General features: G+C 71.1%; 14 protein-coding genes and 1 pseudogene. 3 read left to right on the top strand and 12 right to left on the bottom strand.

All coding sequences use genetic code 11. The features are described 5' to 3' along the window. Window positions 1-61: 61 nt before the first annotated feature. Both ACQP0N_RS00745 and ACQP0N_RS00740 read right to left on the bottom strand, forming a co-directional pair. The gene (locus ACQP0N_RS00745; RefSeq protein WP_433116744.1) at window positions 62-1,126 is read right to left on the bottom strand and encodes an LCP family protein; all 1,065 of its coding nucleotides are present in this window, start codon (window positions 1,124-1,126) and stop codon (window positions 62-64) included. Further along, a complete protein-coding gene (locus ACQP0N_RS00740; protein WP_355048450.1) occupies window positions 1,123-1,608 on the bottom strand; it encodes a SigE family RNA polymerase sigma factor in 486 nt (161 codons plus the stop codon). Before ACQP0N_RS00740 ends, ACQP0N_RS00745 begins: the two co-directional genes overlap by 4 nt. 182 nt (window positions 1,609-1,790) lie before the next feature. Between ACQP0N_RS00740 and ACQP0N_RS00735 the strand changes: the two genes are divergently transcribed. Both ACQP0N_RS00735 and ACQP0N_RS00730 read left to right on the top strand, forming a co-directional pair. Continuing rightward, complete coding sequence (locus ACQP0N_RS00735; protein WP_433116742.1) at window positions 1,791-3,347, top strand: LPXTG cell wall anchor domain-containing protein; 1,557 nt, start codon at window positions 1,791-1,793, stop codon at window positions 3,345-3,347. A 121-nt stretch (window positions 3,348-3,468) separates the two neighbouring features. Next, a complete protein-coding gene (locus tag ACQP0N_RS00730; protein WP_355048452.1) occupies window positions 3,469-4,278 on the top strand; it encodes a DedA family protein in 810 nt (269 codons plus the stop codon). Window positions 4,279-4,449: 171 nt separating this feature from the next. On the opposite strand, the gene ACQP0N_RS00725 is transcribed toward ACQP0N_RS00730, so the two are convergent. The 9 genes and pseudogenes from ACQP0N_RS00725 to ACQP0N_RS00685 all read right to left on the bottom strand — a co-directional run. Beyond that, complete coding sequence (locus ACQP0N_RS00725; protein ID WP_007454255.1) at window positions 4,450-4,827, bottom strand: ArsR/SmtB family transcription factor; 378 nt, start codon at window positions 4,825-4,827, stop codon at window positions 4,450-4,452. Between the two features lie 57 nt (window positions 4,828-4,884). Then, the gene (gene pyrE / locus ACQP0N_RS00720; protein ID WP_355048453.1) at window positions 4,885-5,424 is read right to left on the bottom strand and encodes an orotate phosphoribosyltransferase; all 540 of its coding nucleotides are present in this window, start codon (window positions 5,422-5,424) and stop codon (window positions 4,885-4,887) included. 168 nt (window positions 5,425-5,592) lie between these two features. Next, window positions 5,593-6,402, bottom strand: coding sequence for an SDR family NAD(P)-dependent oxidoreductase (locus ACQP0N_RS00715; RefSeq protein ID WP_433116739.1), 810 nt, complete (start codon window positions 6,400-6,402; stop codon window positions 5,593-5,595). Window positions 6,403-6,411: 9 nt separating this feature from the next. Next, window positions 6,412-7,068, bottom strand: a complete 657-nt coding sequence (locus ACQP0N_RS00710) for a hypothetical protein (RefSeq protein ID WP_433116738.1) — start codon at window positions 7,066-7,068, stop codon at window positions 6,412-6,414. 72 nt (window positions 7,069-7,140) lie between these two features. Next, window positions 7,141-8,007: a hypothetical protein gene (locus ACQP0N_RS00705; protein ID WP_433116736.1), complete on the bottom strand. Its 867-nt coding sequence runs from the start codon at window positions 8,005-8,007 to the stop codon at window positions 7,141-7,143. Between the two features lie 90 nt (window positions 8,008-8,097). After that, window positions 8,098-8,676 carry a DUF4178 domain-containing protein gene (locus ACQP0N_RS00700; protein WP_433116734.1) on the bottom strand — a complete coding sequence of 193 codons (579 nt, stop codon included), beginning with the start codon at window positions 8,674-8,676 and terminating at the stop codon, window positions 8,098-8,100. Window positions 8,677-8,803: 127 nt separating this feature from the next. Beyond that, a complete protein-coding gene (locus ACQP0N_RS00695) occupies window positions 8,804-9,181 on the bottom strand; it encodes a hypothetical protein (RefSeq protein ID WP_433116733.1) in 378 nt (125 codons plus the stop codon). 101 nt (window positions 9,182-9,282) lie between these two features. Beyond that, complete coding sequence (gene clpB / locus ACQP0N_RS00690; protein WP_433121340.1) at window positions 9,283-11,874, bottom strand: ATP-dependent chaperone ClpB; 2,592 nt, start codon at window positions 11,872-11,874, stop codon at window positions 9,283-9,285. A 591-nt stretch (window positions 11,875-12,465) separates the two neighbouring features. Next, window positions 12,466-12,594, bottom strand: a pseudogene (locus tag ACQP0N_RS00685) (TetR/AcrR family transcriptional regulator); the annotation flags it as partial. 84 nt (window positions 12,595-12,678) lie between these two features. On the opposite strand from ACQP0N_RS00685, the gene ACQP0N_RS00680 reads away from it, so the two are divergent. Next, on the top strand, window positions 12,679-13,812 hold the full coding sequence (locus ACQP0N_RS00680) for an epoxide hydrolase family protein (RefSeq protein WP_433116731.1): 1,134 nt from the start codon (window positions 12,679-12,681) through the stop codon (window positions 13,810-13,812). Between the two features lie 99 nt (window positions 13,813-13,911). Here ACQP0N_RS00680 and ACQP0N_RS00675 read toward each other — a convergent pair whose 3' ends face one another. Next, the gene (locus tag ACQP0N_RS00675) at window positions 13,912-14,991 is read right to left on the bottom strand and encodes a hypothetical protein (RefSeq protein WP_433116729.1); all 1,080 of its coding nucleotides are present in this window, start codon (window positions 14,989-14,991) and stop codon (window positions 13,912-13,914) included. Window positions 14,992-15,020: the final 29 nt, after the last annotated feature.

Genomic DNA, 15,020 nt, shown 5'->3' with positions numbered 1-15,020 from the left:
GCCTGATCGGCACCCCGCCGTCCCTTCCCTGGGCGGCGGGGTGCCGTCGCTCTCCACGGAGTCACCGGGTGCGGTCGACCAGCCTTGGATGGCGGGCCGCCCAGTCGCCGAGCCGGTCCTCCCGCAGCGCGGTCAGGAACTCCGGCGCGAGCTTCGGATCAGTACGCAGGAAGCGGTCGTTCCCGGTCGGCCAGACGACCGGCAGGCCGAGCCCGACCGGCTCGACCGACCGGAGCGTGGGCACGAGCCGCAGCAGGTCCAGGATGGCCGCCCGGTCGGGTGACACCACGAGGTCCGGGCCGGCGGCCGCCAGCAGTCTGGCGAGGCGTACCGGATCGGTGAGTATGCCCTGGCCGGTGGCCTGGCGGACCAGGCCGGCGGCGAAGAGACGGGCGTTGCGGTCCCGGTCCTGGCTCCCCCAGGGCAGACCGTAGCGCTGACGGAGCAGGTCGACCGACGCGGCGCCGTCGAGGCGTTGGCACCCGGCCGGGAAGACCCGCCGGGTGTGGACGGAACGCACCCGGTCGCTCAGGCAGACCGGCACACCGCCGACGGCGTCGGTCAGCGCGCTCACGGCGCGGTACGTCAGCACCACGCCGGCATCCACCCGTACCCCGGTCAGCTCGGCCACCGTACGCCGGGTCAGCTCGTACCCCTTGGTCATCTCCGGCCGGGTCGACCCGACGCCGGCCGGGAAAGCGGCGCTCAGCTTGTCGGTGCCGTGGCCCGGGATCGACACGCCCAGGTCGCGGGGCAGTGACACCAGGTAGGGGCGACTGCGGTCGGCCGGGATGTGCACCAACAGCACCGCGTCGGACCGCGTCGCCGCCGGCCCGTCGCCGTCGAGGCCGAGCAGCAGGATGTTCAGAGCGCCGGTTGGCGCCGGTCGAGCGGACTCACCGAGCAGTTCGGCGGCCGGCGGCGGACCCCCGCGCTCGGGAGTCAGCAGCGGCACCCCGATCCCCAGCACCCCGAGCAGGGCCAACGCGACACCACCAGCCTGCCAGCGGCGACGCCGACGGCGACGGCGGATGGTCAGGCGGTCGATCGCCGCGCGCAGCGGGCCGGTCGGCGGGGTCAGCGGCTCGTGCCGGGCGAAGGCGGCACGCAGGTCATCCTCGATCATGAGGGAACCTCCACGTACTCGGCCCGGAGCGTCGCGAGGGCCCGGGAGATGGACGAACGGACGGTCCCAACGGCACAGCCGAGGATGTCGGCGATCTCGGCGTCGGGCAGATCCTCGTAGTAGCGCAGCACGAGGGTGGCGCGCTGCCGGCGCGGCAGCCGGGACAGCCAGGTCCAGATCTGGTCCCGGTCCACGGCGGACTGGGCGTGGTCGGCGGCCGCCGGCAGGGACTCGTCGGGCTCCCCGCGCAGCAGCACCCGACGCATCCACGAGCCGCGCTTCCAGTCGACGTACTGGTTGGTGAGCATGCGGCGCACGTACCGCTCGGGCGAGTCCGCGCGGGCGACCCGCCGCCAGTTCAGCTGGACCCGGACCATCGTCTCCTGCACCAGATCCTGCGCCTGGTGCGGATCACCGGTGAGCATCACCGCGTACCGCAGCAGCGGGGCAAGTCGCGTGTCCGCGAACTCCTCGTACGTCACTGCACCTCCCGGGGTCCTGCTTCAGATGACGGGAGCGGACGCGCCGAACATTGCGGTGGCGGTGATCAGCCTTTCGGTTCGTCCTGCTCACCAGGCGGTGATCAGGGGCGACGCCGAACCTTAGCGGTTCCTTAAGATCCACGGGCTGCACCTGAATCCCCCAACTGGAGGAATCCCCCCTCATGCTCACGCACTCCACCCGGCGTTGGCTCGCCGGACTGGGCGTCGCAGGCGCGTTCGTCGCCGCCTCCGCCAGCCCGGCCGCCGCCGAGGAGCCCTCGAACGAGGTCTTCCTGTACGCGAACAACGCTCTCCTCGCCGCCGGTGGCGAGGCCAAGTCCGTCATCCTTCAGGCGTTCGCCGAGGCGCTGCCGGATTACTTCACCGTCACGGTTGACCGCGCCGCGGTGTCCGACTTCGCCACCGTCACGCTGAGCAACCCGGTGCCGGGCTGCTCGGAGAGCGGAACGCTCATCACCTGCAATCTCCGGGGTGCCACCACCATCGATTACGTCCTCGACCTCACGGTCAAGGCCAAGGACACCGCGGCGGTCGGCAAGAAGGGTGACCTCACCCTGACGATGGCCACCAAGGGCAAGGCGAACGTCACCGCCACGTCCACCCTCGAGGTGGGCGAGGGCGTGGATCTCAAGGCGGACGACGCCCTCGAGATCTCGGGAGCGCCAGGAGCGACGGTGAAGGCGCCGCTGCGGGTCGCGAACGTCGGTGACAAGACCACCAACGGCGCGGTCCTGCTGCTGATCGGCAGCGGTCTGAGCGCGGCCCAGCACTCGAACTGCTCCTACCTCTACGCGTTCGGTACCAACTTCGCGCAGTGCACGTTGGACCAGAAGATCGAGCCGGGGGCCGTCGTCCAGCTGGACCCGACGTCCACCCTCAAGATCGCTTCGGACACCTGGGCGCCGAGCGAGCTGAACGGATCGGCCGAGTGGTTCGCCGATGGCGACTGGGCCGCGTTCCTCGCGGAGTCCCCGTTCCCGGACGGCGCGTGGCAGAAGGGCGCCGGGCCGGCGCTGACCCTGGTTCCGGCGCCGACGGCGCAGGCTCGCCAGCTAAAGCAGACCGACAAGGACCCGTACAACAACATCACGTGGATCACGGCGACCGTGACCGGCAACCAGCGGGCCGACGTGGTCGCGAACGGGGCCGTAGTTGCCGGTGCCGTCGGCAAGACGGTCAACACCAAGGTCGGCTTCGTCAACAACGGGCCAGCGGCGATCAACACGTACTCGCCGGGCCAGCTGACCACCGCCGCCGAGATCACCATTCCGGCCGGCGCGACCGTCGTGACGGCGCCGCAGGAGTGCTCGCCGTTCAAGGACGGTGAAGTGGTCGGCTGGTACGGCGATCCGGGCGCTCGCGCCTACCTCTGCGAGTGGTACGAGACCCTGCACAAGGGCGACACCGCCGTGTTCGAGTTCGGGCTGCGGATCGACAAGCTGGCCGGCGCGCCGGGCTCTGTGCACCTGCTGCACTTCAACCTCGATGGCGAGGGGTCGACCATCACCGACCTCGACCCGAAGAACGACACCGCCGCGTTCACCATCAAGGGTGCGACCGACGGCAATGGTGGCGGCGAGGGTGGCGGCGACGGCGGCTCGCTGCCGATCACCGGTCAGTCGACCGGCCTGCTCGCCGGCCTGGGCGCGCTGCTGCTCGCCGCGGGCGTCGGCGGCTACCTGGTGGCCAAGCGCCGCCGGACCCGCTTCGTCGCCTGATCCATCCCGGCAGTACCGGTGCCCCGTCGACCACGCTGGTCGGCGGGGCACCGTCGTATCCGGCGACCGGGTGGTGAGCACCGGTCCGGCGCGGCCCGGACTGCGGGCTTCGGTACCCTTTGTGGCCGTGGACACAGCTGAGAAGACCCGCGCTCTCACGGAGAGCGTCGCCCTGAACCCGCTCGATCCCAAGGACCTGTTGCAGACCTTCGGGCTGGTCGGCGTCTGGGTGATCCTCTTCGCCGAGACCGGCCTGCTGGTGGGCTTCTTCTTCCCCGGCGACTCGCTGCTGTTCCTCGCCGGTGTGGCCGCCTCGCCGGTGGCGGACGCCATCTTCGGCGACGGCACCCGGCTCTCGCTGGCCGGTCTGCTGATCGGGGGGCCGATCTGCGCGATCCTCGGCGCGCAGCTGGGGCACTGGCTCGGCGCGCGGTACGGCCGACGGATGTTCGAGCGGCCCAACTCCCGGCTCTTCAAGAAGGAGTACGTGGAGAAGGCCGAGTACTACTTCCAGAAGTTCGGCCCGGCCAAGGCCGTGGTGCTGGCGCGTTTCATCCCGATCGTGCGGACGTTCCTCAACCCGGTCGCCGGGGCGCTGGGGATGCCGGCTCGGCAGTTCCTGCTGTGGAACATCGTCGGCGGGGTGCTCTGGGTCGACGGCATCCTGCTGATCGGCTACCTGCTGGCCGACCGGATCTACAAGGCGATCGGCGACAAGATCGACCACTACATCCTGCCGGTGGTCGCACTGATCATCCTGATCTCGGTGCTGCCGATCTTCTTCGAGTTCCTCCGCGACCGGCGGGCGCGCAAGCGGGGCGAGGCGGTCGCGGTCGTCGCGGCGGCCAGCGCCGCGGGCGCAGTCGACGCGGTGCGCGAGAAGTTCGACCACGACGAGAACCCGCACGACCGTCGCGGGCACGAGCGCTGACCTGAGATACGACGACGGCCGGCCCCCTGGTGCGGGGGTCGGCCGTCGGCATGTCGGACCCGGCCTCCGGCGGTGCGGCCGGGGACGAGCAGGTATCAGCTACCGGTGGCGCCACCCCTGGTTCGCCACCGGACACCGCCCCGGGTACGAGACGGTGCGCAGCGCCTTACGTCAGCGGGCCTTCTTGGTGGCCCGCTTACGCGGCGGGGTCAGCAGGTCGGCGATCGTCGCGATCGCGCTCGGGACCAGCCGGTAGTACGCCCAGACACCGCGCTTCTCCCGCTCCAGCAAGCCGGCCTCGGTGAGGATACGCAGGTGGTGACTGACCGTCGGCTGGGAGAGGCCGAGCGGCGCGGTCAAGTCACAGACGCACGCCTCGCCCTCGGGGGCCGACTGGATCAGGCTGAGCAGCCGGAGCCGGGCGGGATCCGCAAGGGCCTTGAGGACCCCCGCGAGACGCTCGGCATCGGCACGTTCGATCGGCTCACCGGCAAGCGGCGAGATCTGAGGCATAGTCATTTCGGCCAACGCAGTTCCCACGTATTCCATCCTTCCACCAGCAGCATCGATCCGCCTGCATATCAGCAGATACGAATCGGCAGACTTTTACGCCACAAGGCCGAGGTCAGCCAACGTATAGGCCGCCCGGTACGGCAATCCGGCGGCTCGCACCGCGTCGCCGGCGCCTCGATCAACAATAACCGCCACGCCCACGACTTCGGCTCCGGCCTCGCGAAGAGCCTCCACGGCAGTCAACACACTTCCGCCCGTTGTGGACGTGTCCTCCACCGCCAACACCCGGCGGCCGGCCACCTCCGGTCCCTCGATCCGTCGCTGCAGACCGTGGGCCTTGCCCGCCTTTCGCACCACAAAGGCGTCCAGGGCACGGCCGGTTCCAGCGGCGGCGTGCAGCATCGAGAGCGCGACAGGGTCCGCGCCCAGGGTGAGGCCACCGACCGCGTCGTACTCCCAGTCGGCGGTGAGGTCGAGCAGCGCCTTACCGACCAACGGAGCGGCCTGGTGATGGAGCGTGACGCGTCGCAGATCGACGTACCAGTCGGCCTCACGCCCCGATGACAACGTGACCCGTCCGTGGACCACAGCCAGGTCGGTAATGAATTTGCGCAGGTCGTCGTGGTCCCCCATGGCGATAGAGGTTACTGCGCAACTCTGAACGCCGTGTGGACGGGCCTGCCGAATCGGGGCGGTGAGACACCGATGAATGGCGATGTCCGACTACGCTCAGCGACCGGTCCGGTCGCGGTGCGCCAACCACCCACGGCGGCGTCTCCGGCGCGACGACGCGCCGGGGGCTCAGCGTTCCTCGCGACCGATCCGGCCGCGGGTGTCGCGCGAGACCACCTCCAGCAGCCGGCGCGGCGCGTGCCGCAGACCGGCGACGGCCACCTTGTACTTCCACGCCGGAACACTCACCAACTTGCCTTTGCGCAGGTCACGAAGGGCCTCTCCGACGACGTCCTCGGCTCGCAGCCACATCCAGTTCGGCGTCTTGGACATGTTGATGCCGGCCCGCTCGTGGAATTCGGTACGGGTGTAGCCGGGGCACAGAGCCATCACCCGGACGCCGAAAGGGCGGGCCGACTGACCCACGGACTCGCTGAAATTGGTGACCCACGCCTTGCTGGCCGAGTAGGTCGACCCGGGCATCACCGCGCCGAACCCAGCAACCGAAGAGACATTTATCACTGCCCCGTCGCGCCGTTCGGTCATCGGACGTAGCGCCGCCAGTGTCAATCGCATGACGGCGTGCACATTGAGTCGGAGCAGCCGCGCCTCGTCCTCCGCTGTGGAGCGCAGGAACGGCTTGTTCAGGCTGATGCCGGCGTTGTTGACCAGGAGGTGAACGGGGTTGTCGGACGCCAGCCGCTGTTCGACGGTGGCACAGCCGTCATCGGTGGACAGGTCCGCCGGCAGCGTCTCGACGTCGTGCCCGTGTCGGGCGCCCAACTCCGTGGCCATCGCGGCCAGTCGATCCGCGTCCCGGGCGACCAGCACCAGGTGCCAGCCGTCGGCCGCCAGGCGCCGGGCGAACGCCGCGCCGATGCCGGCGGTGGCACCGGTGATCAGAGCCCGTCGCTCGGCGGTCGTGGATTCGAGCGTCACGGGCGGTCCTCACCTGGGCGGGTACGGGGGCGTGGCCGGCGCCTGCGGGGGTTGGTGCGACGCGGGCGGGAACGCGGACGGCGCGGTCGGTGCCGTGCGGCGGTGTCGACCGAACCAGGCGTTCGCCGCCGGCAGGGCCAGCAGCGCGGCTACCACAAGGTAACCGAGGGCCTGCCCGACCGAAAGCCCGGCATTGAGCGGAATCCACCAGGACGGGTACGCGTCCGAGAGCAGACCCAACAGCTCGGCGGTGGCCCGCTCGTCCGCCCCCAGCCGCAGCGGCGCGGCGCGTTCACCGACGAGCACCGCCACGCTGCAACAGCCCGCGAGCAGGCCGAGCCCGCAGACCACCCAGGTGGCCACCCGTACGCCCCGTCGACCCGTCAACAGTCCGAGGGCCAGGCCGGCGAGCACGAGCGCGGACAGCGCGGCCACCACCGCGGTCAGCGCCGCCGACGCGCGCAGCAGGGTCACCACGTCGTCGATCTGCTGCGGGCTGGCCGAGGTGTCCCGCGCCGCGGCGCGGAACTCGTCCACCGTCCGGCCCAGCACCGCCAGGTCGACGGCGGTGTACGCGAGCGCGCCGACCGCCATCAGCAACAGCACGGCCGTGGCCACCGGGACCACGGCGGGCCGGCGGGGCGGTGCCGGTTCGGGGTACGACACGACGGATCCCTCCGATAGGCGTCGGGTTGCAACCTACTCGGAGGGATCGTCGGCGTCGTGCCTATCCGTGGATCAACTCGTCGACGGCGGGGTCGTGCCGGGGCGGTCCGTCGGCGGGGTGTCGTCGGGACGGTCCGAGCTGGACGGGTCGGCCGGCGGGGCGGTCGGCTGCTCCGGGGCGGACGCCGGGCCGGGCGTCGACGGGTAGGCCGGCTCCCCGCTCGACGGCTGGCCGGGAGTCGACGGGTAGCCGGGCTGACCGGGCGCCTGCGGGTAGCCGGGCTGACCGGACGCCTGCGGGTAGCCGGGCTGGCCGGACGCCTGCGGGTAGGCCGGGTAGCTGGCGCCCGGGGTCGGCGGCTCCCACGCGGCGGCGGGCTTGCGGAAGAACTCGTTGGACTTCGGCAGGGCCAGCAGGATCAGTGCCGCCAGCAGAGCGAGCAGGCTGACCACGCCGAGCAGCAGGCTGACCGGGGTGACCCAGCCGGGCAGCGCCTCGTCGAGACGGCGCCGGATCTCCTCGGCGCTCGGCATGTCACCGCCGGTGTTTCCACCGGTGTTGAAGCCGCCGGCCGCGCCGCTGAGCAGGCTGCCACCCGTGCAGCAGACCATGATGCCGCCGACGATCCAGGTGGTGATCCGGGCGCCGTTCTTGCCCTGGTTGTTGAACATCGCCAGCACGCCCAGCACGACCGCCAGCAGGAGCACGATGATGGCGCTGCCCAGGCCGAACGCGTAGAAGAAGTTCGCGACCTGGTCGGCACCGTCGGCGGAACTGCCCGCGTACGCGTCGCGGAGCACGTCCCGGGTCTTGCCGATGGTGGAAAGGGTGATGATGAGACTGATCACCTGGCACGCCAGGAACAGGTAGAGCAGGTAGCTGGAAATCGTCACGGTGGAGGGCCGTTGGCGGGTCGGCGTGCTCGGGGAGTCGACCACGATTCTCCTTTCCTAGATTGGGCCCACACCGTATCGGCAACCGGCCACTCCGGCATGCCGTGACGAAAGCGGCGCGCCCGGCGAGGTCGCTCAGCGCGCGTCGTCGACGGGTCGGATCGCCAGGTCGGCCGGATCGAGCAGGTCACCGCGCGCGACCCGCCAGCCCTCTTCGCCGTACGCCTCGAAGGAGAGTCGGGCACGCCCGCCCGACTCGTAGTCGTGGTAACGCATCGTCCCCGCCGCCGGCAGGCCGGTCTCCCCGATGGCGGTGTAGCGCGCCTGCCCGGTCTCGGCCCAGGTGTACCGCTGCCCGCCGAGGTCGATTTCCGGGGCACCGGGGGTGACTGTCGCGCCGGGCTCGGCGGTCCAGAGCACCAGCTCCAGTTCGGGACCACCGTCACCCTCGACGGAGAGCCGGTGCGGCGTGCCGGAGGCGTCGTCGAGGAGGTGCTGCACCCAGGTCCAGCCCCCCTCGACAAGTCGGATGGTGCCGCTCACGACGTACTCCCGCTGGCGGATCCGCACGCGATCACCCGGGGCCAGCCGGCGGGTCGGCGGGAGGCCGGTGGGCCGGGCCGCGGCCCGCCGCCGGGCGCGCACGACGACCACGAGCACGACCGTCATGAGTACGACAACGGCCCCCACCAGGGACGCCAGCGACCCGTCCACCCGACCACCTCCCCAGGTACGTCGGCGCAGACGGTAACAACCTGGCGCACCGAAATGAGTCGCGTCGTGACCGAAAGCTCAGCCACCCACGACGGACCGCCGAACGCGTGGGGGTGTGCGGCGATTGTCAGGCCGCCGCGAGTCGCTGCGTGGCGTAGTCGCCGAGGGTGGAGCGGCCCATGACGCAGCCGACGAAGGTGGTGAACTCGGTGGAGTCGTCGCGCAGCGACGTCCAGGTCGCCTGGGCGGCCGACGGGTCGAGGCGTTCCAGCAGCGTCGCCGCGTACGCGCGGCCGGCGGGCGAGCCCTCCGCCAGGAGGTGGTCGAGTTGCCGGCGTACCTCCTCGGGGTGGTCGTCGAGTGCTGCCTCGACGCGGTGGTACGCCTCGGTCACCGGCATAACCTCACCGGCGAACCCGACACCGCCGAAGGCCAGCGTGTCGGCGGTCATCAACTCGTCGACCGCCGCCCGAAGGTCCCGCTCCCACCTACTCATCCCGAACATGCCCCACTCCTTTCCCCGCCGGCCCGCCTCTCACCCTGTTGATCAAGAGGTTTGCGTCATGGGAAGACGTCCCGATGACGCAAACCTCTTGATCACGGGGCTCAGGCGGGGGTGACCGTCAGGGCACCTCCGGCAGGGCTCAGGTCGACCTTGACCGTGTTGCCGTCCCTGATCGTTCCGCTCAGCAGGGCCTTGGCCAACTGGTCGCCGATGGCGGTCTGCACCAGTCGGCGCAGCGGGCGGGCACCGTAGATCGGGTCGTAGCCGTGCTCGGCCAGCCAGCCCCGCGCCGCCTCGGTGATCTCCAGGCCGAGTCGTCGATCGGCCAGACGGCGTCGCATCCGGTCGAGCTGGATGTCCACGATGGAGCGCAGATCGTCCCCGCGCAACGCCGCGAACACCACGATGTCGTCGAGCCGGTTGAGGAACTCGGGCTTGAAGTGCGACCGGACCACGGCGAGGACGCCCTCGCGGCGCTGCTCCTCGGCCAGCGTCAGGTCGCTGATCACCGACGACCCCAGGTTGGAGGTGAGGATCAGGATGGCGTTGCGGAAGTCGACCGTCCGGCCCTGGCCATCGGTGAGCCGACCGTCGTCCAGCACCTGGAGCAGCACGTCGAAGACGTCCGGGTGCGCCTTCTCCACCTCGTCCAACAGGATCACCGAGTACGGCCGGCGGCGTACGGCCTCGGTGAGCTGGCCGCCCTCCTCGTAGCCGACGTAGCCGGGCGGGGCGCCGACGAGGCGGGCGACGGTGTGCTTCTCGCCGTACTCGCTCATGTCGATGCGGACCATGGCCCGCTCGTCGTCGAAGAGGAACCCGGCGAGCGCCTTGGCCAGCTCGGTCTTGCCGACACCGGTTGGGCCGAGGAACAGGAAGCTACCGGTCGGACGGTCCGGGTCGGCGACACCGGCCCGGGCCCGGCGTACGGCGTCGGAGACCGCGCCCACGGCCTCGGCCTGGCCGACCACCCGGCTGCCGAGCGACTCCTCCATCCGCAGGAGCTTCGCCGTCTCGCCCTCCAGCAGCCGGCCCGCCGGGATGCCCGTCCAGGAGGCGACGACCGCGGCGATGTCGTCCGAGCCGACCTCCTCCTTGAGCATCGCGCCGTCGGCCTGGAGCCGGGCCAGCTCCTCCTCGGCCTGCGTCAACTCGACCTTCAGGGCCGGGATGCGGCCGTAGCGCAGCTCGGCGGCGCGCTCCAACTCGCCGTCGCGCTCGGCCCGCTCGGCCTCGCCGCCCAGGCGCTCCAACTCCTCCTTGGCGGTGGAGAGCTTGGTGATGTGGCTCTTCTCGGTCTGCCAGCGCTCGGAGAGCACGGTGAGCTGCTCGCGCTTGTCGGCCAACTCCTGGCGCAGCCGCGCCAACCGCTCGGCGGAGGCGGCGTCGGGCTCCTTGGCCAGCGCCATCTCCTCGATCTCCAGCCGGCGCACGGCCCGCTCGATCTCGTCCACCTCGACCGGCCGGGAGTCGATCTCCATTCGGAGCCGGGACGCGGACTCGTCGACCAGGTCGATCGCCTTGTCCGGCAGGAACCGGTCGGTGATGTACCGGTCGGAGAGCGTGGCGGCGGCGACCAGCGCGGCGTCGGTGATCCGTACGCCGTGGTGCACCTCGTAGCGCTCCTTGAGCCCGCGCAGGATGCCGATCGTGTCCTCGATCGTCGGCTCGCCGACCAGCACCGGCTGGAAGCGGCGCTCCAACGCCGGGTCCTTCTCGATGTGCTCGCGGTACTCGTCCAGCGTGGTGGCGCCGACCATCCGCAGCTCACCACGGGCCAGCATCGGCTTGAGCATGTTGCCGGCGTCCATCGAGCCCTCGCCCTTGCCGGCGCCGACGACGGTGTGCAGCTCGTCGAGGAACGTGATGACCTGCCCGTTGGAGTTCTTGATCTCCTCCAGGACGGACTTCAGCCGCTCCTCGAACTGGCCCCGGTACTGCGCGCCGGCGACCATCGCGCCGAGATCCAGCGAGACCAGCTTCTTGTCGCGCAGCGACTCGGGCACGTCACCGGCCACGATCCGTTGGGCGAGACCCTCGACGATGGCCGTCTTGCCGACGCCGGGCTCGCCGATCAGCACGGGGTTGTTCTTCGTACGCCGGGAGAGCACCTGGATGACCCGGCGGATCTCGGAGTCCCGGCCGATGACCGGGTCGATCTTGCCGTCGCGGGCGCTGGCGGTGAGGTCGACGCCGTACTTGCTGAGCGCCTGGTAGGTCTGCTCGGGGTCGGCGGTGGTGACCCGCCGGTCCCCACCCCGGACGGTCGGGAAGGCCGCGATCAGCGCCTCCTCGGTGGCGCCGGCCGACTTGAGCGCCGCCGACACGGCACCGCCCACGCGGGAAAGGCCGGCGAGCAGGTGCTCGGTGGAGGTGTACTCGTCACCCAGCGGGCGGGCGATCTGCTCGGCGGCCCCGATGGCGTTGACGAACTCGCGGGCCAGGGTGGGCTCGGCGATGCTGGAGCCCCGCGCGGCCGGCAGGGCGTCGACCGCACGCTCGGTGGCCCGGCGCAGCTCGGCGGGGTCGGCCCCGACGGCGCGCAGCAGACCGGCGGCGGTCGAGCCTTCGGTGTCGAGCAGGGACAGCAGCAGGTGCCAGGGCTCCACGGTCGCGTGGCCACGCTGGTTGGCCAGGGACACGGCGCCGGTGATGGTCTCGCGGCTCTTGGTGGTGAGTTTCTCGGTGTTCATGGGCTCCCCCGGATCGGCGTTGTCCACTGTCTTGGACGCAACCAGAGTTGAGCGTATTCCACTCAACCTTACCGTGTGACGCCCGTCACTCGCGGCGTCGCCACCGCCAGTCGAACTCCCCGGCAGCCGGCGCCGGGCCGGGCAGCTCGCCCGCCTCCGACACCGTCGACAGACCGCCCAGCAGCACCGCGAGCTGCCGGCGGCGCAGCTCACGGGTGCGCTCCCCGTCGGGTACGCGCACGGCCGCGCACCCTCCAACACCAGACCCAGATCCTGTACGACCACGTCGGCGCGCAGCCGCCCACTGGCGTGCGCCCGCTCGACGAGCGCCGAGGCCAGCTCGCCCGCGCGCACCGCGTCCCGACCCATCTCCTCGGTCGGCGTGAAGGTGCCGGCCAGGTGGACCGTGAGCGAGTGCACGTCGGCGTCGACCACCCGGGCCAGGAAACCGGCGAACGCGGCCCAGTCGTCCGGCTCGGCGAGCGCCTCCTCGGCCACCGCGATGTAGCGGCGCAGCCCGTCGTGGCAGAGCTGGCGCAGCAGGGCCTCCTTGCCCGCGTACCGCCGGTAGAGCGCGCTGATCCCCACGCCGGCGCGGTCCGCGACGGCGGCGATGGGTGCCTTCGGGTCGTCGAGGAAGACGGCGCGGGCGGCTTCGAGGATCACCTCGTCGTTACGGGCGGCCTGGGCGCGGCGGCCGGCCAAGGGCTTCGTCGACATGGCTCGAGGCTACCACTGGAACGGATCGTTCCGGTCTGCTACCGTGATTGCAGAACGAAACATTCCGTTCCGAAGGAGCCCGAGATGACCGGCACCGCGATCCGCCCGTTCCGCGCCGAGATCCCGCAGACCGCCCTCGACGACCTGGCCGCCCGCCTGGACCGCACGATCTGGCCCGCCGAGCTGCCCGGCGTCGGCGACGCGTACGGGATGAGCGGCGACCGGGTCCGCGCGCTCGCCGACCGCTGGCGCGACGGATTCGACTGGCGAACCGTCGAGGCTCAGCTCAACGCCCACCCGCAGTTCGTGACCGAGATCGACGGCGAGCAGATCCACTTCCTGCACGTCCGGTCGTCCCGGCCGGACGCCACCGCCCTGGTGCTCACCCACGGCTGGCCGGGCTCGGTGCTCGAATACCTGGACGTCATCGGCCCGCTCACCGAACCGAGCGACCCGGCCGCGCCGGCCTTCCACGTGGTCATCCCGTCGCTGCCGGGCTTCGGGTTCTCCGGCCCCACCCACAGCGCCGGCTGGAACCGGCACCGCACGGCCCGCGCCTGGGCCGAGCTGATGAACCGCCTGGGGTACGACAGCTACGGCGCGGTCGGCAACGACGCCGGCTCGATGATCTCGCCCGAGCTGGGCCGGATCGACCGTAAGCACGTGCTCGGCGTGCACGTCACCCAGCTCTTCTCGTTCCCCTCCGGCGACCCGGCCGAGTTCGCCGACCTCTCCGAGGCGGACCAGGCGGCGCTGGGGCACCTCCAGTGGTTCTACGAGAACAAGTTCTCCTTCAACCAGGTGCACAGCCAGCAGCCGCAGACCCTGGCGTACGCGCTGGCCGACTCGCCCGTCGGGCTGCTGGCCTGGAACGCGCAACTCTTCGACGAGAGCCTGGACGCCGATTTCATCCTGGCCAACGTGGCCCTCTACTGGTTCACCGGCACGGCCGCCTCGGCGATCCGTTTCTACTGGGAGGACGCGCACGCCGACGAGCAGCCGACCGAGCCGACCACGGCGCCCACCGCGCTGGCCATGTTCCCCGGCGACTTCCAGTCCATCCGCCGCTTCGCCGATCGGGACCACGCGAACATCGTCCGCTGGACGGCCTACGGGACGGATGTCGAGGGACGCGGTGACGTCGGCGGCCACTACGCCGCCCACCAGGCGACCGACGTCCTGGTCGAAGACCTCCGCGACTTCTTCGCGCAGCTCTGACCTCGCTCGGCCTTGATCGACTCGGTTTCCCGGAAGTTGGGGTGTCCTGGAGGTCCAGACACCCCGACTTGCGTGACGTCGAGTCGATCAGGCGAGACGTCAGGCGTTGTCGAGGGTGATCTTCGTCCAGCGACGCTCGGCCACCCAGCCGACGCCGAGCAGGATCCCACCGTCCCCGCCGACGGCCACGATCGTGCCGTCGGTCAGCACGGACAGGCTGCGGTCGGGGCCGATCGGCCAGGGCAACTCGGTGTAGCGGCCGTCGCCCCCGACAGCCCCTGCGCCCGCCGGGCCGGTCACCGCGAGCAGCCCGCCGCCGATCGGTGCGACGGATTGGATTTGTGGCGGAGCGCCGTCGACGCGGATCGGATCCCACCCTCGGCGCAGTCGCCAGAGCGCCGGGAAGGATCTGCGGTCCGGCCGCGTCCCGACCAGCCAGGCCGTCCCGTCCCCCTCCACGTGGGCGTTCAGAGCGGCGATTTGCCCGTCGGGTGCCGGCACCGGGGTCTGCTGCCAGCTCCGCCCCCGGTCGAATGAGACAGCCGCGTACAGCTTCCCGTCCTTCTCCCCGGTCGCGACCACCAGCGGGCCGTCGCCCGCGTCGACCGCGTTCAATCCGGGTACGCGGGGCTGCGCGGCCAACGGGCGCAGCCGTTGGCCGTCCCACTCGCCGATCTGAGCACCGGCCTCGATCACCTGAAATCGATGCTGGGCACCGACCCACTGCGGCGGCGGCCCGTCCAGCGCGTGCGTGAACGAGGTGCCACCGTCGGTCGAGGTCCACCAGCCGTGCGGCTCACTCCACAGCGTCAGAACCCCCGGCGCGGCGTAGAGCTGGTGGTTCTCCGCCGCCGGGTGGGGATGTCGCAACTCCCGCCAGGACCGTCCGCCGTCAAGGGTGGTGAACAGTCGCGCCGGGCAGTCGTCGCCGGGCGGCGGCTCGCCGCAGCTGGCGAAGAGGGCGTAGCCGTGCTCGGCGTCGACGAACTCGACGTACGGCGGGTCGTACCGCTGGGGAACGGCGACCCGGACGCGGCGCTCCTGCGCGACGGCGGCCGTTGGAGACGGCGCGGTGACGGTTGCCCCGGACGACGCGGTCGGCGGTTTACGGCGGACATCGCCGATCGAACACCCAGCCAACAGAGGTACGAGCAGCAGCACCGCTGCCCGCCCAGACATCCATCCGATCATCGGCGTCTCCGAAGCGG

It is taken from the genome of Micromonospora sp. CA-246542, from assembly GCF_050942905.1.
Taxonomy (GTDB): Bacteria; Actinomycetota; Actinomycetes; order Mycobacteriales; family Micromonosporaceae; genus Micromonospora.
This window is presented reverse-complemented; position numbering and strand designations above follow the sequence as displayed.